Source organism: Telluria sp. LT2P80 (genome assembly GCF_059685955.1).
Window position 1 is genome coordinate 1,099,199 of the sequence record NZ_JCASIO010000001.1, and the last position, 23,011, is coordinate 1,122,209.

General features: G+C 63.4%; 14 protein-coding genes. 8 read left to right on the forward strand and 6 right to left on the reverse strand.

Features of this window, described 5'->3' with window-relative positions; genetic code table 11:
• Nucleotides 1–63 precede the first annotated feature (63 nt).
• Both AC56LW_RS04875 and AC56LW_RS04880 read right to left on the reverse strand, forming a co-directional pair.
• Nucleotides 64–2,727, reverse strand: a complete 2,664-nt coding sequence (locus AC56LW_RS04875; protein ID WP_499632180.1) for a TonB-dependent receptor — start codon at nucleotides 2,725–2,727, stop codon at nucleotides 64–66.
• Between the two features lie 449 nt (nucleotides 2,728–3,176).
• The gene (locus AC56LW_RS04880) at nucleotides 3,177–6,089 is read right to left on the reverse strand and encodes a TonB-dependent receptor (protein ID WP_499632183.1); all 2,913 of its coding nucleotides are present in this window, start codon (nucleotides 6,087–6,089) and stop codon (nucleotides 3,177–3,179) included.
• 387 nt (nucleotides 6,090–6,476) lie between these two features.
• Between AC56LW_RS04880 and AC56LW_RS04885 the strand changes: the two genes are divergently transcribed.
• Both AC56LW_RS04885 and AC56LW_RS04890 read left to right on the forward strand, forming a co-directional pair.
• The gene (locus AC56LW_RS04885) at nucleotides 6,477–8,330 is read left to right on the forward strand and encodes a glycoside hydrolase family 13 protein (RefSeq protein WP_499632186.1); all 1,854 of its coding nucleotides are present in this window, start codon (nucleotides 6,477–6,479) and stop codon (nucleotides 8,328–8,330) included.
• Nucleotides 8,327–11,233 (forward strand): alpha-L-rhamnosidase-related protein, encoded by a 2,907-nt coding sequence (locus AC56LW_RS04890; RefSeq protein WP_499632188.1) that lies wholly within the window; start codon nucleotides 8,327–8,329, stop codon nucleotides 11,231–11,233. Before AC56LW_RS04885 ends, AC56LW_RS04890 begins: the two co-directional genes overlap by 4 nt.
• Nucleotides 11,234–11,243: 10 nt before the next feature.
• Here AC56LW_RS04890 and AC56LW_RS04895 read toward each other — a convergent pair whose 3' ends face one another.
• On the reverse strand, nucleotides 11,244–12,263 hold the full coding sequence (locus AC56LW_RS04895) for a diacylglycerol/lipid kinase family protein (protein WP_499632191.1): 1,020 nt from the start codon (nucleotides 12,261–12,263) through the stop codon (nucleotides 11,244–11,246).
• 201 nt (nucleotides 12,264–12,464) lie between these two features.
• Here AC56LW_RS04895 and AC56LW_RS04900 point away from each other — a divergent pair, with 201 nt between their 5' ends.
• The 3 genes from AC56LW_RS04900 (at nucleotide 12,465) to AC56LW_RS04910 (ending at nucleotide 14,826) form a co-directional block, all read left to right on the forward strand.
• Nucleotides 12,465–13,448: a DUF1852 domain-containing protein gene (locus tag AC56LW_RS04900; RefSeq protein WP_499632890.1), complete on the forward strand. Its 984-nt coding sequence runs from the start codon at nucleotides 12,465–12,467 to the stop codon at nucleotides 13,446–13,448.
• A gap of 26 nt (nucleotides 13,449–13,474) precedes the next feature.
• On the forward strand, nucleotides 13,475–14,503 hold the full coding sequence (locus AC56LW_RS04905) for a methionine synthase (RefSeq protein ID WP_499632893.1): 1,029 nt from the start codon (nucleotides 13,475–13,477) through the stop codon (nucleotides 14,501–14,503).
• A gap of 134 nt (nucleotides 14,504–14,637) precedes the next feature.
• Complete coding sequence (locus tag AC56LW_RS04910) at nucleotides 14,638–14,826, forward strand: hypothetical protein (RefSeq protein ID WP_332533110.1); 189 nt, start codon at nucleotides 14,638–14,640, stop codon at nucleotides 14,824–14,826.
• Between the two features lie 537 nt (nucleotides 14,827–15,363).
• On the opposite strand, the gene AC56LW_RS04915 is transcribed toward AC56LW_RS04910, so the two are convergent.
• A complete protein-coding gene (locus AC56LW_RS04915; protein ID WP_332533111.1) occupies nucleotides 15,364–15,903 on the reverse strand; it encodes a GNAT family N-acetyltransferase in 540 nt (179 codons plus the stop codon).
• Between the two features lie 82 nt (nucleotides 15,904–15,985).
• On the reverse strand, nucleotides 15,986–17,263 hold the full coding sequence (locus AC56LW_RS04920) for an amidohydrolase family protein (protein ID WP_332533112.1): 1,278 nt from the start codon (nucleotides 17,261–17,263) through the stop codon (nucleotides 15,986–15,988).
• Between the two features lie 174 nt (nucleotides 17,264–17,437).
• On the opposite strand from AC56LW_RS04920, the gene AC56LW_RS04925 reads away from it, so the two are divergent.
• From AC56LW_RS04925 to AC56LW_RS04935, 3 genes are all read left to right on the forward strand, one after another.
• A complete protein-coding gene (locus tag AC56LW_RS04925; RefSeq protein WP_332533113.1) occupies nucleotides 17,438–18,244 on the forward strand; it encodes a phasin family protein in 807 nt (268 codons plus the stop codon).
• 136 nt (nucleotides 18,245–18,380) lie between these two features.
• Nucleotides 18,381–20,171: an ABC transporter ATP-binding protein gene (locus tag AC56LW_RS04930; RefSeq protein WP_499632196.1), complete on the forward strand. Its 1,791-nt coding sequence runs from the start codon at nucleotides 18,381–18,383 to the stop codon at nucleotides 20,169–20,171.
• Nucleotides 20,172–20,247: 76 nt separating this feature from the next.
• Nucleotides 20,248–22,005 carry an ABC transporter ATP-binding protein gene (locus AC56LW_RS04935; protein ID WP_499632896.1) on the forward strand — a complete coding sequence of 586 codons (1,758 nt, stop codon included), beginning with the start codon at nucleotides 20,248–20,250 and terminating at the stop codon, nucleotides 22,003–22,005.
• 32 nt (nucleotides 22,006–22,037) lie between these two features.
• Here AC56LW_RS04935 and AC56LW_RS04940 read toward each other — a convergent pair whose 3' ends face one another.
• The gene (locus AC56LW_RS04940) at nucleotides 22,038–22,799 is read right to left on the reverse strand and encodes a DUF2243 domain-containing protein (protein WP_499632199.1); all 762 of its coding nucleotides are present in this window, start codon (nucleotides 22,797–22,799) and stop codon (nucleotides 22,038–22,040) included.
• Between the last annotated feature and the right edge of the window lie 212 nt (nucleotides 22,800–23,011).

The window sequence follows — 23,011 nt, forward strand, 5'->3', positions numbered from 1 at the left end:
GCAAGGGCATTGGCGATCGCGACAGCGCCCCGTTGGGTGGCGCTACCTTCGCTTGATACCGGATTACAGCTTGTAGTTCAGGCCGAACAGCATCTGGCGGCCATACTTGGCATAGCCGCGCGGACGGTCTTCGGTACCAGCGTAGCTGCGGAAGGCGGTGTCGGTCAGGTTGTTGACCTGGAACAGCACGGACAGACCTTCGACTTGCTTGAAGTCATAACCCAATTGCAGGTCGACTACTTTATCAGCTTTTACGTAAGTCAGCTCGGTTGCACCACCAATTCCGCCGATTTCACCCACAAAATCGCTGCGATAACGCTGGCTGATACGTGCCGAGAAGCCATCTTTCTCGTAATACGCCGTGAAGTTGAACACGCGCTTGGACAGGCCTGGCAGCGGAATCGCGACATTGCCGAAGCGCTGGTCGAGAATCGAGATTTCGCTGTTGGTGAACGACGCGTTGGCGGTGATGCCGAAACCGTCGAGCATCGGGTGGATCATGTCCAGCGGGGTCGATGCCGCAAACTCCAGACCACGCAGGCTACCGCCCTCGCCGTTGCGCGGCTGGGTGATGGTGCCGATGTTGGTCAGGGCGCCCTGCAGGTTGAACTCCGAGAAGTCACGCGGCACGGTCACGCTGTAGATGTACGAGGACAGGTCCTTGTAGAAACCAGCGGCCGAGATATAGCCCTTGTTGCCGAAGTACTTTTCGTACGACAGGTCGACCTGCTTGGCGCGCCATGGATCGAGCTGCGCATTGCCGCCGTTACCGTATGGGGTGCCGGTGGTCTGGGCGGTCAGGCCCACTTCCAGCGCCGCGTTCAGCTGGTTCAGCTTGGCGCGGGCCAGCGTCTTGCCGGCGCCGAAGCGCAGGAATTGCTGGTCAGGCAGGCTCCATGCCAGGTTGATGCTTGGCAGGTAGTCGGTGTACTTCTTGCCGTCGGTCAGTGGCACCAGGTCGGCGAATGGCCAGGCGCGCAGCGTGTTCGCAGTCGAGCTCTGGTCGGTTTCGATGACTTGCATGCCGATATTGCCGCGCAGTGGCATCGACATCAGTTCGGTGTCGATGTTCAGCTTGGCGTAGCCGGTCTTGACCTTCTCTTCGATGGTCCAGTTCTTGGTCGCGCCCCATGGCACCAGCACGGCTGGCGTGAATGGGCCGAAGTTGTTGGCGAGCACGCCGTCGATGTCCCAGCTCAGGCTGTTCTGCAGGCCGTACAGCGCTTGCGAATCGTTCAGCACATTGGCGCCGAAGGTGCCGTTGCCGATCTTCGAGAAGCCCGTTTCCAGGTGCGCTTTTTCCTTTTCGCGCTTCGAGTAGTTAAAGCCCAGCTCCATGCTGCTGAAGTGCGCGTTGTCGAACTTGCGCTCGATGCTCGTGCGGAACGAGGTCATCTTGTCGGTCATGTTCGGGGCGTTGACATAGCCTTCGCCGAACTGGCCGCCGATGGCGATCTGCGACGGATCGTCGTAGGTGCCCGACAGGCCCAGCACTGGAATCGTGCCGCCGTTGTAGCTGTAGTTCAGCGTCTGGCGCGCAGCGCGGCCGGCATTGATCTCGATCAGCTGTTCCTTGTGATCAGCCTTCGAGCGGCTGATGTCGACGATGCCGACCCAGTCGCCCGTCGTGTAGCGGTTGTTCCAGCCGAAGGCGGTCAGCTTGTCGTCGCGCGTCAGGCGGTTGTTACGCACGACCGGATTGACGTTGTTGGCGGTGCCGCTGATCATCGTGCCATTCACGACGGTCGGGTTCGAGAAACGCACTTCGCCATCGTCCTTGAGCGGCATTTCGATGCCGCGGCGGATTTCTTCCTGGTCGAAACGCGAGTGGTAGACGTCGAAGGTCGAGCTGAAGTTGCGGTTAGGACGCCATTCGAGCACACCCATCAGGCCATCGCGCACCTGGTTGCCGGTGGTGGCGATCGACTTCATGCCCTTTGGCACTTTGACGGTCGAGCCTGGCACGACATTGGTGTCGTCCACCCAGTCCCACGTTTCGAACTGTTCGCCGACGTTCGGCTTGTCCTGGCGGGCGTAACCGATGGCCACGCCGAGCGTGCGGTTGGCGAACTGGTCGATGTACGACGCACTGACGCGGCTGCCGGTGTCCGGCGAGCCGGCGCTGATCTCGCCTTTCGAGTTCTTTTCGCCACGCACATTGACGGTAACGACGCGTTCGCGCAGCGACAGCGGCTTGATGGTTTGCAGGTCGACCGTGCCCGACAGGCCCTGGCCGATCACGGCAGCGTCGCCGGTTTTATACACGGTGACGGCGCTGATCAGTTCGGATGGGTACTGGTCATATTCGACGGTACGGTCCGAGCTGGTGGTGACTTGTTCGCGGCCGTTAAGCAGCGCGGTCGACAGGTCGCCCGAGGTGCCGCGGATGCTGATCGACTGGGCCTGGCCGTTGACGCGCTGCGCCGACAGACCTGGCAGGCGGGCCAGCGATTCGGCGATCGACACGTCCGGCAGCTTGCCGATGTCTTCCGACGAAATGGCTTCGACGATACCGGTCGATTCGCGCTTGACGGCAATCGCGTCTTCAATGGCGCGGCGGATACCGGTGACAGTCACGGTGGTGACCGGCGCATCGCTGATGGCGGTGTCAGTCGTCGTGGCGGTTTGCGCCTGCGCGCTGCCGGCCATGATGGTGACAAAGATGGCGCACCCGGCGGCCACTGGGCTCAGCTGGAACGCGGAACGCTTGTTGGCGAAAGTTTTCATGATCTCCTCAGAACGACGTAATTTCCCTAGAGCAGCTTTCGACCGCATGTTCGGGACTTTGTTATGACACGCCTCAACATCAACGCTCGGCGGGATTCTGTATTAAAACTAGATGCACTGTCAACGGGAGTTGGTTTCAAACGAACTCGGGTCATCCATTGACACGATATCCAATAAAAACAATGACTTATTAACTGATGAGCAGCTCACCTGTGGTTTTTAACGCGTGTAGTTGGGCTACAAACGCTCTAAAAAGCAACGGTTTATGCTTGATTGCACCGAATCGGTGCGCAGGATGTAGTAAAACATTCAGGCACTGAACGCCACGTTGTAACTTCACTACATGAATTTTGTATTTTTACAACAGACAAAAAAAATCCCCGACAGCCTGGAGGCTGTCGGGGATGTCTTGGCGCGAATCAGAGGCTGCTAGGCAGCCTCGCCGGTCATCAGAACTTGTAGTTGGCGCCGAACTGGTAGGTGCGGCCGTAGTCGACGCGACGGGTGATCGAATCGCTGCTGTTCGTGTACTCCTGGTACGGCGCGTTGTTCCAGTTGTTGGCCTGGGCAAATACCGACAAACCTTTGGCGAAGCCCGACTGGATTTCATACGACAGCTGGAAGTCCACGATCGTCTCGCCCTTCACAAACGTGTACTGCAGCGTGTCCGAGAAGTCCGGCGACTGGCCCAGGAAGTCTGAACGCTTGCGCGCTGCGGCGGCGATCTGGAAGCCGTACTTTTCGTAGTACACGCGCAGGTTGCTGACCTTGCGCGACAGGCCCGGCAGCGGGATCGATTGCGCCGAGGTCTGCACGTTGCCGAAGCCCAGGGCCGGAATGTCGATCGCCGAGCTGGTGAACGAGTGGTTGGCCATGATGCCGAAGCCGTCCAGCCAGTCGCTGACCATGTTCAGCGGAATGTTCACCGCCAGCTCGTAACCCTTGATGTTGCCGCCTTCGCCATTTTCAGGACGGTTCAGCACGCCAACGGTCGAGCCGGCGAAGTCGCCGGTGGTCGGCAGCGGCGTGGTCGAGGTCGTCCATGGCGCGAAGTCGTATTCCGACGGCGTGCGCAGGATGAACGTGTCGAGCTTCTTGTAGAACACGGCTGCGCTGACATAGCCCTTCTTCGCGAAGTACTTTTCGTACGACAGGTCGAACGCCTTGGCCTTGAACGGCTTGAGGCCCGGGTTACCGCCACCACCGCTGATGAACGGGTTGGTCACGCCGGTGTTCACGCCAAAGCCGATGCCGCCGCGCAGGTCGTCCAGGTTCGGACGCGACAGCACTTGCGCCAGACCCATGCGCAGCACCTGGTCGTTCTTCAGGTCGAACGACAGGTTCAGGCTTGGCAGCACGTCCCAGTAGCTGACGCTGTCGACGACACGCACGGCCGGGCACGCATCTGCCGTTTCGCCGGTGCAGTTGCCGCTGTTGTAGCCGCCGCCCGTCTGCTTCGTGTGCACGAATTGCGAGCCGACGTTACCGCGGTATTCGAAGCCGAACAGCTCGCCGTTCAGGTCGCCCATCAGGTAAGCGGTCTGGACCGTTTCCTTGACATCCCAGAACTTGGTCAGGATGTCGGCATTGACCTTCGTGGCCAGCTGGTACACGGTGCCGAGCGAGCCGGACGGATTCCACGTGGCGATCGGAAGGCCGGTAGTGCCGGCAACGCCGGTCCCCGTGCCCGGCATCGTCTGCGCGGCGAACTGGGCGCCGCCCAGGATCTCGAGACGGCCTTCTTCGCCGCTGCGCGCTTTTTCGCGGTCGGTGAAGTTGTAGCCAAACTGCACGGCCGACATCGGGCCCCACTCCACCGGACGCTTGGCGTTCAGGCGGATTGCCTTGAGCGTGTCTTCCACGTACGGCTGGGCCAGGTAACCGGCCTGCGGCAGGATGTTGGTGGCGGTGCCCGACCAGCCGTTCACGTCGGTCAGTTGCGCAACTGCGCGGTCCGAATAGTTCAGGCCCGTGCGCCAGGCGACGTCGGTGAAATTGCCGCCGTTAAAGCCCGTCCACGAGATCGTGTCCAGCGGATTTGCATTGCCCGGCAGGCCGGCAGTGGTTTCGTAACGCGCGCTCAGCTTGGTCGCTTTCGACCACGTGATGTCGGCACTGGTGCTCCAGTCGCCCAGCTTCAGTTCGTTCTTCCAGCCGACTGTCTTCAGGTCGTCTTCCGACGTCTCGACGTGGTTACGCACCACGCCCTTGTAGTTGGTCAGCGTGCCGCTGGTGGCGACACCGTTTTGCACGACGACGTTCTGCAGCACGCCGGCCGGGTCATACAAGCCCGACACGTTCGAGCCGACCGCGCCTTCGAAACCGCTGCGCTTCAGGCCCGTCTCGCCGGCCGAATAGAACAGGTCGAGGGTCGAGCGGAAATCGCGGTTCGGACGGAACTGCAGCGACATGAAGGCGCCGTCACGCTTGTGCGACGTCGATTCGGTGTCGGCGGTAAAGCCCAGCGGCACCAGCACGTTCTGGCCATTGAATGGCAGGGCTGCCGTGTTGCCGCCCCAGGCGTCGAACTTGCGCTGTTCGCCGCCGGTTTCGTCGTACGACGTGATGCCCAGCGCGATGCCGAACTTGCGGTCGGCGAACTGGTCGATGTACGAGAACGAGACGCGGTCGCCGCTGCCTTCTTCGGCAGTGCGCACGCCCAGGCGGCTGCGCTTGTAGTTGGCGGCAATGACGCGCTTGCCGAAGTCCAGCGGCTGCACGGTTTTCAGGTCGATCGTCGCGGCCAGGCCCTGACCGATGACGCTTGCGTCCGGCGTCTTGTAGATCACGACGCCGCCCATCAGCTCCGATGGGAACAGGTCGAATTCAGGATTGCGGGCATTGCCGGTCGAGGCCATTTCGCGGCCGTTGAGCAGCGTGCCATTGAAGCTTGGCGACAGGCCGCGCACCGAGATTTCCGATGCACGTCCCGAACCGCGGCTACGCTGGGCGGTCACGCCAGGCAGGCGCGCGATCGATTCGGCAACCGATGTGTCCGGCAACTTGCCGATATCTTCGGCCGAGATCGCTTCAACGATCGAATTCGAATTGCGCTTGATCGAGATGGCCGCTTCGATGCCGGTACGGATGCCGGTCACGGTCACTTTCGAGACGGCGCCGTTCGGGAACGCGGTGGGTGCGGCGGCCGGCGCTTCAGCCGGCGTCTGCACCGTGGCGGCAGCCACGGGCGTGTTCGGTGCGACGGGGGTGGCTTCTTCGCTGCCCGAGGCTTGCGCATACGCGTTACCTGCCAGGACCGACAGCAGCACGGCGCAACCGGCGGCGAACGGGTTCAACGGGAATGCAAAAGTGGCTGCAGTACGGCGACGGGCCTGGGTGGCCCGGGTAGCGGTGGCGTTCATGTGTCTCCTCGGTTTTTCTTAACTGCTGGTCACGACTCTGTACTAAAACTAGAGCCTGAACAGGGCAGCAATGTGTGGCGAGGATCATGGCATGCTTTGCACGACAACAACATTGTGCACGTTGTACTTGGGCTACACATTTGCGGTGTGTTCAGGCCCTCTATACGACTTTCGCACCGGATCTGAAGGCAATCTGAAGGTTGGGCCGTCCTGAGCCTATGTAGTCGGGGTGAAATCGAATCCGCTTCGCATGATTGTTGGGCCGCAGGGTTTATAGTAACCTTCCATCAACACAACAATAACCGGCCAAGCGTTCCACCGTCGACATGCTGACTCTGTAGTCCAACTACGTCAGCAGTATCACGACTGGCACCAGCCCCACTACTCATGAGACAACTCCTCGCCACCATCGTGCTCGGCAGCGCTTCGCTTGCCGCCTTCGCCCAGGCCCCCGCCATCGACCGCATGGAGCCGCCGTTCTGGTGGGCCGGCATGCATGACAACAAGGTTCAGCTGATGGTGCATGGCGAGGCAATTGGCGACCTGACGCCAACGCTGACCTACCCCGGCGCGCGCATTGCATCGGTCACGCGCACGCCGAACCGCAACTACCTGTTCATCGACCTCGTGCTCGACCCGAAGGTGGCGCCCGGCACGTTCGACATCACGTTCAGCGGCGCCGGCCGCACGACCACGCATGCCTACCGCCTGCTGGCGCGCGACCCGGGTTCCGCGACCCGCCAGGGCTTTTCCAGCAAGGACGCGATCTACCAGATCATGCCGGACCGCTTCGCCAATGGCGACCCGTCCAACGACAACGTCGCCGGCATGCTCGACAAGGCCGACCGCAAGGGCGGCCTTGGCCGCCACGGTGGCGACATCCAGGGCGCGATCAACCACCTCGATTACATCGCGGACATGGGTTTCACGCAGCTGTGGCCGACGCCGCTCATCGAGAACAATATGCCGGGCTACTCGTACCACGGCTATGCGGCCACGGACCTGTACAAGATCGACCCGCGCTACGGCAGTAACGAAGACTTCGTGCGCCTGTCGACCGAAGCGAAGAAGCGCGGCATCGGCATCATCCAGGACGTGGTGCTGTCGCACATCGGTTCGCACCACTGGTGGATGAAGGATGTACCGGCGCCGGACTGGATCAACTACAGCGACAAATTCGTCCCGACCCAGCACTACCACACGGCGGTGCAGGACCCGTACGGCTCGCAGGAAGACGCCGACAACTTCACCCGCGGCTGGTTCGTCAAGAGCATGCCCGACCTGAACCAGTCCAATCCGCTGCTGGCCAACTACATCATCCAGAACAACATCTGGTGGATCGAATACGCGAAGCTCTCGGGCCTGCGCATCGACACCTTCGGCTATTCGGACAGCGCGTTTTTGTCGGAGTACACGCGCCGCATCATGGCCGAATACCCGAACCTGAATCTGGTCGGCGAAGAGTGGAGCATCAAGGTGCCGGTCGTGGCGCGCTGGCAGCGCGGCAAGAACAACTTCGACGGTTACCGCGCCTACACGCCAAGCCTGATGGACTTCCCGGTGGCCGAGGCAATGCGCACCGCGCTGGCGGACAAGAAAGGCGGCAACGTGTTCTCGGATGTGTATGAGACGCTGTCGCTCGACTACCTGTATCCGGAGCCGGGCAACCTGGTGCTGTTTGCGGACAACCACGACATGTCGCGCATCTACAGCGTCGCCGGCGAAGACTTCGACAAGTACAAGATGGCGATGGTGTTCATGATGACGGCGCCGCGCATCCCGCAGTTCTACGTGGGTGACGAGCTGCTGTTTACCAGCCCGACGAAAGACCGCGACGACGCCAGCTACCGCATCCCGTTCCCGGGCGGCTGGGCCGGCGACAAGGTCAACGCCTTCACCGGCACGGGCCTGAAGGACAAGCCGCGCGCGGCGCAGGCCTTCGTGCGCAAGCTGACCAACTGGCGCAAGAGCCAGCCGGTGATCCACAGCGGCCGCATGATGCATTACGGGCCGCAGAACAATACCTACGTCTACTTCCGCTATAACGCGGACAAGAAGGTGCTGGTCGCGTTCAACAACAACGCAAAAGAAATGGCGCTCGATGTCGACCGCTTCCGCGAAATGCTCACGGGCGTGACCAGCGGCGTGGATGTCCTGACCGGCAAGACGTTCGACCTGCGCTCGAAGCTCACACTGCCTCCAGGTGCTTCCGTGATTCTGGAGCTGGAGGCAGCGCGATGATGCGCAGCGCCATCGCACTGGCCGCCCTCCTCGCCTGCGGCGGCGCCCATGCGCAGTTGGATGCCGCCTTGTTCGTGCGTGGTGCGTTCAATGGCTGGGGGACGGCCGATGCGCTGGCGCCCAAGGGCAAGGGGATCTACCAGGCCGACATCGCCGTCGCGCCGGGCAACCACGCTTTCAAACTCGGCAGCAGCGACTGGGCTGCCGAGTGGGTCATCGATCCGGACAAGAGCGTCAATGTGGCACCCGATACCGCGTACCAGCTCGAACGCCTGTCGGGGCCGGAGACGTTCCTGTTCGTGCGCACGTCCGGCACCTACCGCTTCACGCTGGACGCGAGCGATCCCGCCAAACCTGCGTTGAAGGTCACGCGTCTTCCCGATGCCGACCGTGCCAACGCGCCCGATCCGCACGCGGGCCACGCTGCGGTCGCTACGCAAGCCTGGCCAACGTGGGACGGCAAGACCGAGACGGTGCGCTACTCGACGCCCGATGCACAGGCGCTGCTACGCCAGTATGTCCAGTCGAGCACGATGAGCTTGCGCGATCCCGGTCCGCAACATGTCGCGTACGCCGAGCAGGAAGGCTTGCCGCGCGCCCGCACCGGCAACCTCGCCTTCGACGCGCTGTTCGCGCTGGCCGGCGCCGAGATGCGCCTCAATTCGGTCAGCCAGATCAAGGACGGTAACTACAACGGCGGCAACGCCATCGATTGTGAGTGCTTCTCCACCGGCGAGAAGTGGGCGTATGTGTGGACGCGCGACCTGTCGTATGCGGCCGACCTGGGCCTGGCCCTGCTCGACCCGCAGCGCGTGCGCAATTCGCTCGATTTCAAACTCTCTGGCTGGCGCGCCGGCGTCACGCCGGTGACGCAGATCCCTGCTACGGCGGGCGGCCTGCAGATCGTGCAGGACACAGGCAGTGGCGGCAGCTGGCCGGTCAGCACGGACCGCCTGACATGGGCCTTCGCGGCCGAGGAAACGCTGCGCACGCTGCCGCCTGCCGAGCGTGCGCCTTTTGCCAGCAAGGCTTTGATCGCGCTGTCGAACACACTCGAGATCGACCGCGTGGCAGCGTTCGACGCGGCCACGGGCCTGTACACGGGCGAAGAATCGTTCCTCGACTGGCGCGACCAGACTTACGCTGCGTGGATCCCGGGCGACCTGGCGTCGATGGCCAGCTCGAAGGCGCTGTCGACCAACGTCGTCATCTTCCAGGCGCTCAAGCTGGCGGCGCAACTGGCGCGCGAACGGCGCGATGCAGCAAAGGCCGCGCGCTACACGCGCTGGGCATCGGAGCTGAAACGCGCGATCAACAAGAAGCTGTGGCTGGCCGACGAAGGCATGTACAGCAGCCTCACCGCCGGCCACCTGGACGGCGCGCCGCTGCACAAGTTCGACTGGCTCGGTCAGGCGCTGGCGATTGTCAGCGGTGTGGCCGACGACAGGCAGACGGCGTCGATCCTGGCGCGCTATCCGCATGGCCCGATGGGCGCACCGGTCATCTGGCCGCAGCAGATCGGCGCGCCGGTGTACCACAACCGCGCCATTTGGCCCTTCGTCACCGCGTACGGCTTGCGCGCTGCGGTGCAGGGCAAGAACGCGGCGGTGGCCGATGCCGCCTACGCAACGCTGATGCGAGGCGCAGCGGTGAACCTGTCGAACATGGAAAACCTCGAGTGGTTGTCGGGCCAGCCTCTGCTGCTCGATGAAACCACGCCATCATTGAGCGGCCCCGTGATCAACTCGCGCCGCCAGTTATGGTCGGTCGGCGGGTATCTGGGCATGGTGATCGACAATGTATTTGGCGTGAGCGTGCAGGACGACGGCATTGCGCTGCGGCCGTTCGTGACCGCCAAACTGCGGCGCGAGACCTTTGGCGCGACCAACGAGATTGCCTTGCACGACCTGCGCCTGCACGGCAAGCGCATCGACGTGGTGCTGCGCCTGCCGCCAGTGGCCGAGGGCGACGGCTATCACCAGGTCGAGCGCATTCTGCTGAATGGCAAACAGGTCAAGGACACGCTGCGCACGGGTGATTTGCAAGCTGAAAATCGCATCGAGATCGTGCTGGGCAAACTGGTCGCCGGCGCGCAGGGCATCCGCCGCGTGCAGGCCAATCCGTATGACGAATCGTCCGTCACGTTCGGGCCGCGCGAACCGGTGATCGAGGCGCTGACGCGTGCATCGTCCGGGGCCGTAGGGCTGACGATCGGCGCGAACGGGAATGCGGCGGGCGTGACCTACCGTGTCTACCGCGACGGCAAGCTGGTGGCCGACAAGCTGCCGGCCGGTGCCTGGACCGACGACAAGGCCGGCGTGGCGTCGTGCTATGCGGTGGAGGCGCGCTTTGCCGACAGCGGCAATGTCAGTCACCACAGCCAGCCGCGCTGCATTGACGGGGTTGCTGGCACTGGCGTCGACATCGGCGTCACCGACCCCCGTGTGATGTCGAACCTGCCAAGCACCGCGCCGGATGCGCGCTTTTCACTACCCGCGATCCGCGACTGGGGCCGGCCACAAGACCGCTTTGCCGTGGACGGGATGCGCGTCGAACATGGAGGCGACTACCGGGTCCAGGTGCGCTATCACAATGGCGCGAACCAGGTGAATCTGGGGATCAGCGGCGGCGTGAAGTGGCTGGCGTTGAAAAACAGCGCTGGCAAGGTCGTGGCCCAAGGCGTGATCCAGCTGCCGCATGCGCCGCTGTTCAAGGGCGCGACGCCAACCGTGTATTCGACGCCGCTGGCCGCGCGCCTGCAGGCCGGCAGCTACCGCCTGGAGATGACGGACTTCTACAATATGAGCTATCTGGAGAGCAACCGCACCTTTACCGGTGCCGGTGGCGCTGAACCGGCGAACCGGTTCGACATCCATGGCGTGCGGCTGCTGCGGGTAAAGTAGACCGGCTGGCTCAGGCAGCGGCGTCGGGCGTGGCGTCGGCGGCCTGTGGCGGCGCCAGCAGCAGCTTGAGCCGCCCTTCCAGTACCCGGAACTCGAATGGCGTCGCCATCTTGCTGACTTCGCCATCAACGGCCACCTTCAGGCGCTTGCGCCCGTACAGCGACGGCGTGCGGACGGTCATGCGCTTGAACGAGAACGCCACGACGTCGTCGGCGTTGCCCAGCTTGCCGAGCGCACCGCGCACCAGCAGGCCCAGCAGACCGAGTTTACCCATCGGCTTGGGCGCCAGCGCTGCCAGCTGGCCATCCTCGACCGCATCGGTCAACTGTTCCATGCCGACCTGTTCCATCTGCAAGCGGTTGTTCCCCACGAACAGTGTCGTCGTGCGCAAGCGTTGTTCTTTGCCATCGAGCTCGAGCCGGATCTGCAGGTGGCGATGCGCGCGCAACGTCATCTTGATGGCCGACAGAAACGCGACCACCCGGCTGCGGCCGAACTCGCGCTTGTCGTGCTCGCGCTCTTCGAGCAGTGCCGGGTACAGGCCCACACTAGCATTGACCAGGAAGATCTTGTCGTTGAGCATGCCTACCTGCACCGGCTTGATCTTGCCGCGCAGCAGCGCGTGCACGGCCTCGGCCAGATCTTCGGGAATCCCGTGGGTGCGTCCGAAGTAGTTGAAGGTACCTTGCGGCAGCACGCCAAACGCACACCCGGCCAGCACCGCCTGGTGCGCGACCGTGTTGATGGTGCCATCGCCGCCAGCGGCCACCAGCACGCCACCGCTGGCGACGGCCTTGGCTGCCATGTCCTTGGCGATCTGTTCAATGCGCTCGGGCTCGTCCACCACTTCCAGATGGCACACGCGGCCGCCGGCGTCCATGACCTCGTTGATCGTGGAGATGCGCATTTCGGTTTCGGAATGACCCGATCCCGCGTTCAGAACAATGAAGAAAGGAGCGTCAGGTAGCAACTCGGTGGCTGGCATCGCAGGGTCGATTCGGTAAGAGTGGTTGATCGAGAATGCAGCCATCGTATCACCGGCGTTGACGCCGCTGGGTGCGTTACACAACGCTCACGTGCAGGGGCCAGGGCCCTGAGCGCAGGTTAGGAACCATGAGCGAATTTCATCGTTGAATGAGTTAACATCACTTTTATTCAATCGACTGGCTGGTCATAATCGACGGACCGGGCACACACAGGTGTGCTCTCAATCCCGGAGCAGCTGGCTATGATGAATGAAGATTTTACCTTTGCGATCAAGACCGTTCGGTTCGATGAACATTACCGCCCGGCCGATGGCACGCGGATCACGACCAATTTCGCGAACCTGGCCAGGGGAGAACATCGGCAGGACAATCTGCGCAAGGCCTTGAACATGATGGACGCGCGTTTCAACGCGCTGGCCCAGGCGGACAATCCCAGGGGCGATCGTTATGCCCTCGAACTCGATATCGTGTCGGTCGAGATGGCGTTGTCGGCCGAAGGCGGTGGTGATGCGTTCCCGCTGATCGAAATACTGAAAACCACGATCGTCGATCGCGAGACCAACCAGCGCATCGAAGGCATCGCGGGAAATAATTTTTCTTCGTACGTGCGCGATTATGACTTCAGCGTCCTGCTGTCGGATCACAACAAGGATCGACAGGATTTTGGCGTCCCGGATAACTTTGGCGACCTGCACGGAAAGCTGTTCCAGTGCTTCATTGCGTCGGCGGCGTACAAGGAACATTTCGGCAAGCCGCCGGTGATCTGCCTGAGTATTTCAACCAACAAGACGTACCACCGCGCCGACCATCAACATCCTGTATTGGGCGTGGAATACATCCAGGATGAACTCTCCCTGACCGACCAATACTTCGGCAAGATGGGATTGAAGGTGCGCTACTTCATGCCGCCCAATAGCGTTGCGCCACTGGCCTTCTATTTTGTCGGCGATCTGCTGGGCGACTACACCGATCTGGAATTGACAGGCACGGTCAGCACAATGGAGGCGTTCCAGAAGATCTACCGGCCCGAGATCTATAACGCCAATGCTTCGGCAGCGAAACACTTTCAGCCGAAATTGAAACACCAGGATTATTCACTGACGCAGATCGTGTACGACCGGGAAGAGCGCAGCCAGCTCGCCGTCAAGCAGGGGAAATTTGCTGAAGAACATTTCATCAAGCCATACCAGCCAATCCTCGAGCGCTGGGCAGCCAGCTACACCTTTTGACGATTCAACACGCAAAGCGATCTGACATGAAAAAATTATTGCCCACTTCAACCGCCGGCAGTCTGCCGAAACCCGCCTGGCTCGCAGAACCAGAAACCCTTTGGTCGCCCTGGAAATTGCAGAACGAGGAACTGGTCGAGGGCAAACAGGATGCACTTCGCCTGTCACTTGAAGACCAGCAGCAGACGGGCATCGATATCGTCAGCGATGGCGAGCAGACGCGCCAGCATTTCGTCACGACCTTCATCGAACACCTGAGCGGTGTCGATTTCGAAAAGCGCGAGACGGTCAGGATCCGCAATCGTTACGATGCCAGCGTCCCGACCGTGGTTGGCGCCGTCAGCCGCCCGAAGCCGGTATTCGTCGACGATGCCAAATTTTTGCGCCAGCAAACGAACAAGCCGATCAAATGGGCCCTGCCCGGCCCGATGACCATGATCGACACGCTCTACGACAGCCACTACAAAAGCCGTGAAAAGCTGGCCTGGGAATTCGCAACAATTCTGAACCAGGAAGCGCGCGAACTGGAAGCAGCCGGTGTCGACATCATCCAGTTCGACGAACCGGCGTTCAATGTGTTTTTCGATGAGGTCAATGACTGGGGCATCGCCACGCTGGAACGGGCAATCGAAGGCCTCAAATGCGAAACGGCGGTCCATATTTGCTATGGCTACGGCATCAAGGCCAATACAGACTGGAAAAAGACGCTGGGCTCGGAGTGGCGCCAATACGAATCCATCTTCCCGCAGCTGCAAAAATCGAACATCGATATCGTCTCGCTGGAATGCCACAACTCGCATGTCCCAATGGATCTGTTGGAACTCATTCGCGGCAAGAAGGTAATGGTTGGCGCAATTGACGTGGCCAGCAATGTTATCGAAACGCCGGAAGAAGTTGCCAATACCTTGCGCAAGGCGCTGAAGTTCGTCGACGCCGACAAGCTGTGCCCTTGCACCAATTGCGGAATGGCGCCGTTGTCGCGGCACGTCGCGAAAGCCAAACTGGCTGCACTGAACGCGGGCGCAGAGATCATTCGGCGGGAACTGTCAGCCTGATCCAGGTGACGTTGCAGGGCCATGCAGGCGGAATGTAGACAGTGCAATCCTACATTCGCGCCAGCTTCGGGACTATTCGTGCGCTGAAGGTAACTGCCTATCATGAGGCTATATTTCATGACGAGGAGACCAGCATGGCCATGCAAAATGAAGACAATGACGTCAAGGCACATCGTGATCAGCAGCGTATGGGTGACGGCACGGGCAACAACGACACCGCAGGCGAGCCGGCCGCAACTGAAGACGACCAGCAGGCAGCGATGCCGCCGAGTGAGACTGACGACGACCAGTACGACCAGGGGACCGTGAAGCGCGAGAGCTGAGCGTCGTTGTTCAAATGGTGGCGGCCCTGTGATTGCTACCCGGCTCCAATTGGATCAAGTGCTCCAATCGGGGTCAGGCCTGACATTCAGACACGAGCTCAACAATAGGCCTATCCCACAATCGCACAATCGGGGTCAGGTCTGACATTCAGACACGAGCCCAACAATAGGTCCATTCGTGATAGCCCTCGTGAAGGACCAAGATAGAGTCCGGGTCCAAATGTCAGACCTGACCCTCACATCTCGTCCTGTGCAATCGAAAAGGAGGCGCCGTCTGAAGACAAGGCTCGTCAATTTGTCGAACTTCTCAAGCAGGCGCACGAGCCGCGCGAACTGAGCGAGGACTACCTAGTCGAGCTACAAAACGTCACCATTACGAATCCGTTCGACAAGGCAGTATCGTTTCGCTACGAGCAGAACTGGCTTTCGGGTCCCAGCCGAGGCGCACCCTCGGTGACCTACCTGCCCCCAACCTCACGAGCTAGCGCTCCACTGTGAATGGTTGCTGAACAGGAAGTTCCGCCTCCGCAGCATCCGTCACCCGCCCGGCACGTCATCAGCCGTCGGCCAGTGATCCGGATCCTGCAGCAACTGGTACATCACGTACGCATCGATATAGCCCAGGCGCTTGTGGCGAAACGCCTTGGGCAGCGTGCCGACAATCGAAAACCCCAGCTTCTTCCACAGGCCGATGGCCGGCCCATTGGTACTGACCACATGGTTGAATTGCATCGCCAGATAACCGCGGCTACGCGCTTCAGTCAGGCTGTGCTGCCCCATCGCGCGGCCCACGCCCGCCCCCTGCGCCGCCGGGTTGACCATGTACGAGGCATTGGCCACGTGATGACCGCGCCCGACCTGGTTCGGCACCAGCCGGTACATCCCCAGCACCCGGCCGCCCGGGCTCACCGCGACAAAACTGCCAACGCCCTCGCCCAGCCAGTAGTGGTAACCGGCTTCGCGGGACGTCGCCGTGCTGAAGACATAGGTTTCACCCGCCTCGATATGGGCGCAAAAAATAGCCCAGATCGACTCGAAATCGGCTTCGAGCGCAGGGCGGATAACAAGGTCTTTCACAACAATCTACGGGAGTGCCAGGACAGGACGGTCCGCTATTTTGCCTGAAAATACACGAATTATCACGCGCTATATTGACAGTTTAGCCACGGCCGAGGCGGAAGTCGGCGCTGTCGGGCCGGCCCGGCAGATGCAGACGGCTGGCGGCCGCTGGCGCTTCGGCCACGACCTGTCCGCGCCGCAACACGAAGCGGCGCGGAGCGCGCAGGCGGATCGCTTCCACCGTCGAGCCGGCGTCGAGGATGACCAGATCGGCGTGACAGCCCGGCGCCAGGCCGTAGCCATCGAGCCCGAGGATGCGCGCGGGCGTCTCGGTGATGGCGGTGAAGCACGACTGCATCGCTTCGAGGCCCGTCATCTGCGCGACGTGCAGGCCCATGTGCGCTACCTCGAGCATGTCGCCCGAGCCCATCCCGTACCACGGATCGAGCACGCAATCGTGGCCGAAGGCGACGTCGACGCCCGCTGCCATCAGCTCGGGCACGCGCGTCATGCCGCGCCGCTTCGGGTAGGTGTCGTTGCGGCCTTGCAGCGTGATGTTGATGAGCGGATTGGCGATGGCCGCCACGCCGCTCTCGGCGATCAGCGGAATCAGCTTGCTCACATAATAATTGTCCATCGAATGCATCGATGTCAGGTGCGAGCCGGCCACCCTGCCCTGCATCCCCAGGCGCTGCGTTTCATAGGCCAGCGTTTCGATATGGCGCGACATCGGATCGTCGCTCTCGTCGCAGTGCATGTCCACGCGCAGGCCCCGCTCGGCCGCGAATTCGCACAGCAGCCTGACGGATTCGGCGCCCTGCGCCATCGTACGCTCGAAGTGGGGAATGCCGCCGACGACATCCACGCCCATGTCGATCGAGCGCTTCAGGTTCTCGAACGCATTGGCGCTGCGCAGCAGGCCGTCTTGCGGAAACGCGACCAGTTGCAGGTCGAGATACGGCGCAACGCGGCGCTTGACTTCCAGCAGCGCCTCGACCGCCAGCAGCCGGTCATCGCAGACGTCCACGTGGGTGCGGATCGCCAGCAGGCCACGCGCCACCGCCCAGTCGCAATAACGCAACGCGCGCTCGATCAGCGCATCCTGGCTCAGCTGCGGTTTCAGTTCGCCCCACAGCGCGATCCCTTCCAGCAATGTGCCGCTCTGGTTGACGCGCGGCAGGCCGTAGCTCAGCGTGGCATCCATATGGAAGTGCGCATCGACGAACGGCGGGCTGACCAGGTCGCCGGCTGCGTCGATTTCGCGCACGCCCCGCGCGGCCAGCTGCGGCGCCAGCGCCGCGATGCGGCCGTCCAGAATGCCGATGTCGATGCCGGTACGGCCATCGGGCAGCGTGGTGTTGCGGATCACGAGGTCCATGGTGACTCCATTGAGTGGTTGTCCGATTGTAGCAACTGTGGCACAACCGTATGGCAATGCTGCAACGCAATATCATCCGCGCCGAATAAGCGACCAACGTTCATTGCACCGGCCAACAATCGTGGGTACACTGACTTTATTGCAGCGCGCCATACTTGATAGATAGGAAACTTCATGACCTCACTCTCCGAGCAGTTGTCCGCAGCACCCAACAATTACCTGACTGCACCGATGAATGCCCAACTCACGGTGCTCAATGCACTGGCCACCCAGGCAATCGACAGCGCCAGCCGCATCACGGCGCTCAATCTGACCACGTCCCAGGAAGTCCTCGAGCGCTCGGCGCAGACAGCCCGCCAGCTGATCGGTGCACGCGATGCGCGTGACCTCGCCGTGCTGCGCAGCCATGCCGAAGAACAGGTCCACAGCCTGTTTGCGTACAGCCGCGAATTGCTCGGTATCGCTGTCGGCGCCCAGCCATTCCTGCTGCGCAGCGCAACGCCGGCACCGGCGCCGGTCGCCGAGATGGCACCGGTCACCGAGATGGCACCGGTCGCCGAGATGACGCAGGCCGTCGTCGATGCCGGCAAGGCCACCGCCGACACCGTGCAGGCAGTAGCCGAGCGCACGATCGATGCGGTTGCAGCGGCGCCAACGCCGGAACCCGTCGCCGTCGCCCCGGCGTCGGTTGCCGAAGCGCCCGAGCCGGACGCCGAAGCAGCGCCACAGGCAGAGGCGGCGCCCCAGCCTGCCCCGACGATCGAAGCCGTGGCCAGCATGCTGCAGGAACCAGCACCCGATGACGCCGCGCTCAATGTGCTGTCCAGCCCTGCGGCGGCCAAGCCCACCCCGATCGCCCAGGCTGCCGGCAACGGCGCCGTCCTGGCCGCAACGCCACCGGCGCCAGCGGCCGCGCCGATCGAGCGACGCGACCCGGACGCCCCTGCCACGGCGGCCACGCCACGCCGGCGCCGCAAGTAACGGGCACCTGACGCCACAGCCAGGACGGCAGTAGACAAGCGGCCACCACGGCCCCGCGCTGCGCCAACTAGGCAAAACGACTACACTAGCGGGCTCTGGCCCGCTTTTTTTTCGGGCGCAACCGCAAGGAATTCGAATGAGTTTGTCCAGGCTGATCGGCGGCTTCGTGCGCCGTCATTGGCAGTCCTATGCCTCGTCGGCCGTGATGCTCGTCGGCGTCGCGATCTGCACGGTTCTCATCCCCCGCAAGGTCGGCGCACTGGTCGACGCACTCGCCAACAACCGCCTCGGCGAGCAGGACCTCCTGCTCGGCATCGCCCAGGTTCTCGGTCTGGGCGTGGCCATCTACGTGCTGCGCGTGTGCTGGCGCATCCGCCTGTATTCGGCGGCCTACCAGCTCGGTGTCGAGCTGCGCACGCGCCTGTACGCGCGCCTGGCCGCGCAAGGCCCCGCCTTCTACCAGCGCCAGCGCACCGGCGACCTGATGGCGCTGGCCACCAACGATATCGACGCCATCGAGATGGCCGCCGGCGAAGCCCTGCTGGCCGCGTTCGACGGCACGCTCACGCTGGTGATGGTCCTCGGGATCATGACGCTGGGCGTGGACTGGCGCCTGGCACTGGTCGCGCTGCTGCCGTTCCCGCTGATGGGACTCGCGTTCTGGTACATCTCGACCCATATCCAGAAGGCCGAGGGGGATGCGCTCAAGGGTTTCTCGAAGCTGAACGACCATGTGCAGGAGTCGCTGTCGGGCGTGCGCACGCTGCGCGCCCTGGGCCTCGAAGCGCGCAGCAGCACTCAGTTTGGCGTGCTGACCGCCAACGCGGCCGAGGCCAGCCTCACCGCGCAGAAATGGGAAGCGGCCTACGAGCCGGCCGTTGGCCTGGCGCTGACTGCCGCCACCGGCCTGACGCTGGGCCTGGGCGGCTATCTCGTCTGGCAGAACGAGCTGACGGTCGGCGCGCTGACCAGCTTCACGATGTACCTGGGCCAGCTGATCTGGCCCATGTTCGCCGCCGGCTGGGTGGTCACCCTGATCGAACGGGGCCGCGCCGGCATGGCGCGCCTGCAGCCGCTGCTCGAGGCGCCGCTGTCGGTCGAAGACGCCGGCACCATCGACCAGGTGGGCCAGGGCCCGCTGGTGCTCGAAGGCGTCACGTTCACGTATGGCGTGAACGGCGCCGGCCAAGACGGCGCGGCCGCTGACGACACGGCGCAGGCCCCCGCATTGAACGGCGTATCCGTCACGCTCGAACCCGGCCAGACGCTGGGTCTCGTCGGCCCGACCGGCTCCGGCAAATCGACGCTGCTGCGCGTGTTGCTGCGCCAGGCGACGCCGCAACAGGGCCAGGTGCGCTGGGCCGGGCAGCCGCTCGACGCCTATCGCCTGAGCGCCCTGCGCAGCGCCACCAGCTGGGTGCCGCAAGAGTCATTTTTGTTCTCGTCCACGATTGCCGAGAACATCGCGCTGGCCCGGCCTGACGCCACGCGCGCCGAGATCGAAGACGCGGCGCGCATGGCGGCCATCCACGACGACATCCTGCGCTTCCCGTATGGCTACGACACGCCGGTCGGCGAAAAAGGCATCACGCTCTCGGGCGGCCAGCGCCAGCGCGTGGCGATTGCCCGTGCGCTGCTGGCCGACAATCCGCTGCTGCTGCTCGACGACGCGCTGTCGGCAGTGGACACCGGCACCGAAACACGCATCCTCGAACACCTGGCCGAACTGCGCCGTGCGCGGCCCGAGCGCGCCGCCATCATCGCCAGCCACCGCCTGTCGGCCGTGGTCGGGGCCGATCACATCGTGGTGCTGCGCGCCGGGCGCGTGATCGAAGCCGGCACGCACGACGAACTCTTGCTGCTGGACGGCTGGTACGCCAGCCAGTGGCGCTATCAACAACTGGAGGCCAGCCTTGACGCAACCTGAAGCAACGCTGGACACGGCCGACGCATCCACCACCACGCCGCCGCCCACGACCGATAACAGCCTGGAACGAGGCGTCATGCGCGACCAGGCCAAACTGGCCACGCGCCTGCTGCGCCGCGCCGCCGCGCCCGAACAGCGCCACCTGATCATCGCCACGCTGTGGCTGATCCTGGCGGCGGCCTTCGAAGTGGTCGGCCCGCTGCTGGGCAAGGCGCTGATCGACGACCACCTGCTCCCGCGCAATCTCGACTGGCCGCAGATGGCCCTGCTCCTGGGCGGCCTGGTGGTCACCGGCTGGGTGTCGAGCTGGGTGCGCTACCTGCAGCTGATCCGCCTGTCCGGCGTGGCGATGCGCTCGGTGCAGCGCCTGCGCGAATGGGTCTATGGCCATGTGCTGCGCCTGCCGATGGCCTTCTTCGACCGCGCCATCACCGGTCAGCTTGTCAGCCGCGTGACCAACGACACCGAGGCCGTCAAGACGCTCTACATCCAGGTTTTGTACGTCATGCTCGATAACTCGATCGTCCTGATTGGCACGATGGTCGCGATGGCCTGGCTCGACTGGCGCCTGATGCTGATCGTGCTGTTGCTGGTGCCGGCGGTGGTCGGCATCGTCTGGCTGTATCAGCGCCTGTCGGCGCCGGCCGTTACCCGTGCGCGCGCCCTGCGCAGCGACATCAATGCGCAGATGGCCGAGTCGATCGGCGGCATGACCGTCCTGCAGGCCAGCAATGCCGAACTGCGCTTCGGCGAACGCTTCCTGGTCACCAACCGCACCCACTACACGGCGCGCCTGGCCGAACTGCGCGCCAACGCCTTCCTGCTGCGCCCTGCGCTTGACCTGCTCAACGTGGCGCTGCTGGCGCTGGTGATCTTCGCCTTTGGCCAGCGCGAGATCGGCGCGGTCGAAGTGGGCGTGCTGTATGCGTTCGTCAGCTACATCGCGCGCGTGGTCGAGCCGCTCATCCAGATCACGATGCAGTTCAGCGGCCTGCAGCAGGCGGTGGTCGCGGCCGCGCGCGTAAACACGCTGCTCGACGAAGCCGGCGCGCCCGAACACGACGTGGACCGCATCCATGGCCAGAACGCGTTCTCGCCCGATGCTCCGGCAGTCAGTGTGCGTAACGTCGAATTTGCGTACGTGCCCGGCCAGCCGGTGCTGCACGACCTGTCGCTGGACGTCCCGCAAGGCGCGTTCTTCGGCATCGTCGGCCACACGGGCAGCGGCAAGTCGACGCTGCTGTCGCTGCTGCTGCGCTACTACGTCGTCGAACAGGGCAGCATCGACATCGGCGGCGTGCCGCTGGCGAAGATCGGCAACGAGCGCTTTCGCAACGAAGTGGGCCTGGTGCCGCAAGACCCGTTCATCCTGGCTGCCAGCGCGCGCGAAAACATCGACATGGGCCGCGGCCTGCCGCTCGAACGCCTGATGGATGCAGCGCGCGCGGCGCATGCGCACGATTTCATCAGCGCGCTCGAACAGGGTTACGACACGCAGCTGGGCGAAGGCGGCTCGCGCCTGTCGTCGGGCCAGAAGCAGCTGATCGCGATTGCCCGCGCACTGGCGGGCGAGCCGCGCATCCTGCTGCTCGACGAAGCGACGTCGCGCATCGACAGCGCCACCGAACAGGTGGTGCAACAGGCACTCGAAGAACTGCGCGGCAAGGTGACCATCATCGCCATCGCGCACCGCCTGTCGACGATCCGCGACGCTGACCGCATCATCGTGCTCAACCACGGCAAGATCACCGAGGCCGGGCCGCACGAAGAACTGATGCGCATCGAGGGCGGCCTGTACCAGCGCCTGTATCTGCTGCAGCAGATCGCGCTGTAGGGTATTCGCGGCGGGCCAGGCTCAGGGCCGGCTCAGGGCCGGCTCCAGTTGACGCAGCCGCCTGGCGCGCCCGCCCCGCTCACCAGCAGCGCGCCGTGCCGGTACAGGGTCAGGTGGTGCCGGGCCGGGATGGCCATCACGACCACGCCCATCGCGCGGTCGCTCCAGACCAGGCGCCCGTCGACGGCGTCGAGCGCGGCGAACACCTCGCGCGGTCCGGCGCCCGGATGAAACACGACCGTGGTGAGGTTCTGGCCGGGCGGCGGCACGAGCGCCCAGCCACCGAGGGCCGCGCTGCCGGCAGCCAGCAGCACCAGGCCGGCCACCGAGCCGCGCGCGCCGGTGCCACCAGCGCCCGGCCGACGCAGCCAGCGCAGGCCCAGCAACAGCGGCGCGATGCCGAACACGACCAGCCAGGCCAGGTCCCACAGCAGCGGATCGGGACTGTCGACGCGGATGCGGTGGATGCCCAGCAGCCAGTGCGACAGCAGCGCATCGATCGCGTGCCAGGATCCGAAGCCGGCCAGCATGGCGCCCGCCAGCGGCCGGCCCCAGTGCACCGCACCGCGCCGCTGCGCGCGCCACAGGCCCGCCAGGCCCACGAGCGCGACCACGTACATCAGCAGGTGGAAGTAACCATCCCACAGCACCTGCAGGCGCAGGTCGTCCATCCCGGGCACGAGGCTGAACAGATGGTGCCATTGCAGGATCTGGTGCAGCAGGATACCGTCGAAAAAACCGCCCAGGGCAAAGCCCAGTGCTACGCCCCACCTGACCCACGGTGATGTCCACATGGCTGACCTCTGTCCGGATAATTGTCCGGCCAGTATAGGTCGATGGTCCGACGGCGCACGCACGCTTGCCTGCGCCGCGTGAGACACTTGGAAACGATGCCGCTGTGTCATTTTTGTGACATTTCACGACAAACTGAATTTCTTGTTTGCAACAGCAATATAATATTCCAAACCAACTTCCGCCGGCTTCCCCGGTGCGACGAAACCACGGC

Excerpts from the sequence above, each read along its gene's own strand:
- AC56LW_RS04875 (WP_499632180.1), bottom strand. The coding sequence starts at position 2,727 with ATGAAAACTTTCGCCAACAAGCGTTCCGCGTTCCAGCTGAGCCCAGTG.
- AC56LW_RS04880 (WP_499632183.1), bottom strand. The coding sequence starts at position 6,089 with ATGAACGCCACCGCTACCCGGGCCACCCAGGCCCGTCGCCGTACTGCA.
- AC56LW_RS04885 (WP_499632186.1), top strand. The coding sequence starts at position 6,477 with ATGAGACAACTCCTCGCCACCATCGTGCTCGGCAGCGCTTCGCTTGCC.
- AC56LW_RS04890 (WP_499632188.1), top strand. The coding sequence starts at position 8,327 with ATGATGCGCAGCGCCATCGCACTGGCCGCCCTCCTCGCCTGCGGCGGC.
- AC56LW_RS04895 (WP_499632191.1), bottom strand. The coding sequence starts at position 12,263 with ATGGCTGCATTCTCGATCAACCACTCTTACCGAATCGACCCTGCGATG.
- AC56LW_RS04900 (WP_499632890.1), top strand. The coding sequence starts at position 12,465 with ATGAATGAAGATTTTACCTTTGCGATCAAGACCGTTCGGTTCGATGAA.
- AC56LW_RS04905 (WP_499632893.1), top strand. The coding sequence starts at position 13,475 with ATGAAAAAATTATTGCCCACTTCAACCGCCGGCAGTCTGCCGAAACCC.
- AC56LW_RS04910 (WP_332533110.1), top strand. The coding sequence starts at position 14,638 with ATGGCCATGCAAAATGAAGACAATGACGTCAAGGCACATCGTGATCAG.
- AC56LW_RS04920 (WP_332533112.1), bottom strand. The coding sequence starts at position 17,263 with ATGGACCTCGTGATCCGCAACACCACGCTGCCCGATGGCCGTACCGGC.
- AC56LW_RS04925 (WP_332533113.1), top strand. The coding sequence starts at position 17,438 with ATGACCTCACTCTCCGAGCAGTTGTCCGCAGCACCCAACAATTACCTG.
- AC56LW_RS04930 (WP_499632196.1), top strand. The coding sequence starts at position 18,381 with ATGAGTTTGTCCAGGCTGATCGGCGGCTTCGTGCGCCGTCATTGGCAG.
- AC56LW_RS04935 (WP_499632896.1), top strand. The coding sequence starts at position 20,248 with ATGCGCGACCAGGCCAAACTGGCCACGCGCCTGCTGCGCCGCGCCGCC.
- AC56LW_RS04940 (WP_499632199.1), bottom strand. The coding sequence starts at position 22,799 with ATGTGGACATCACCGTGGGTCAGGTGGGGCGTAGCACTGGGCTTTGCC.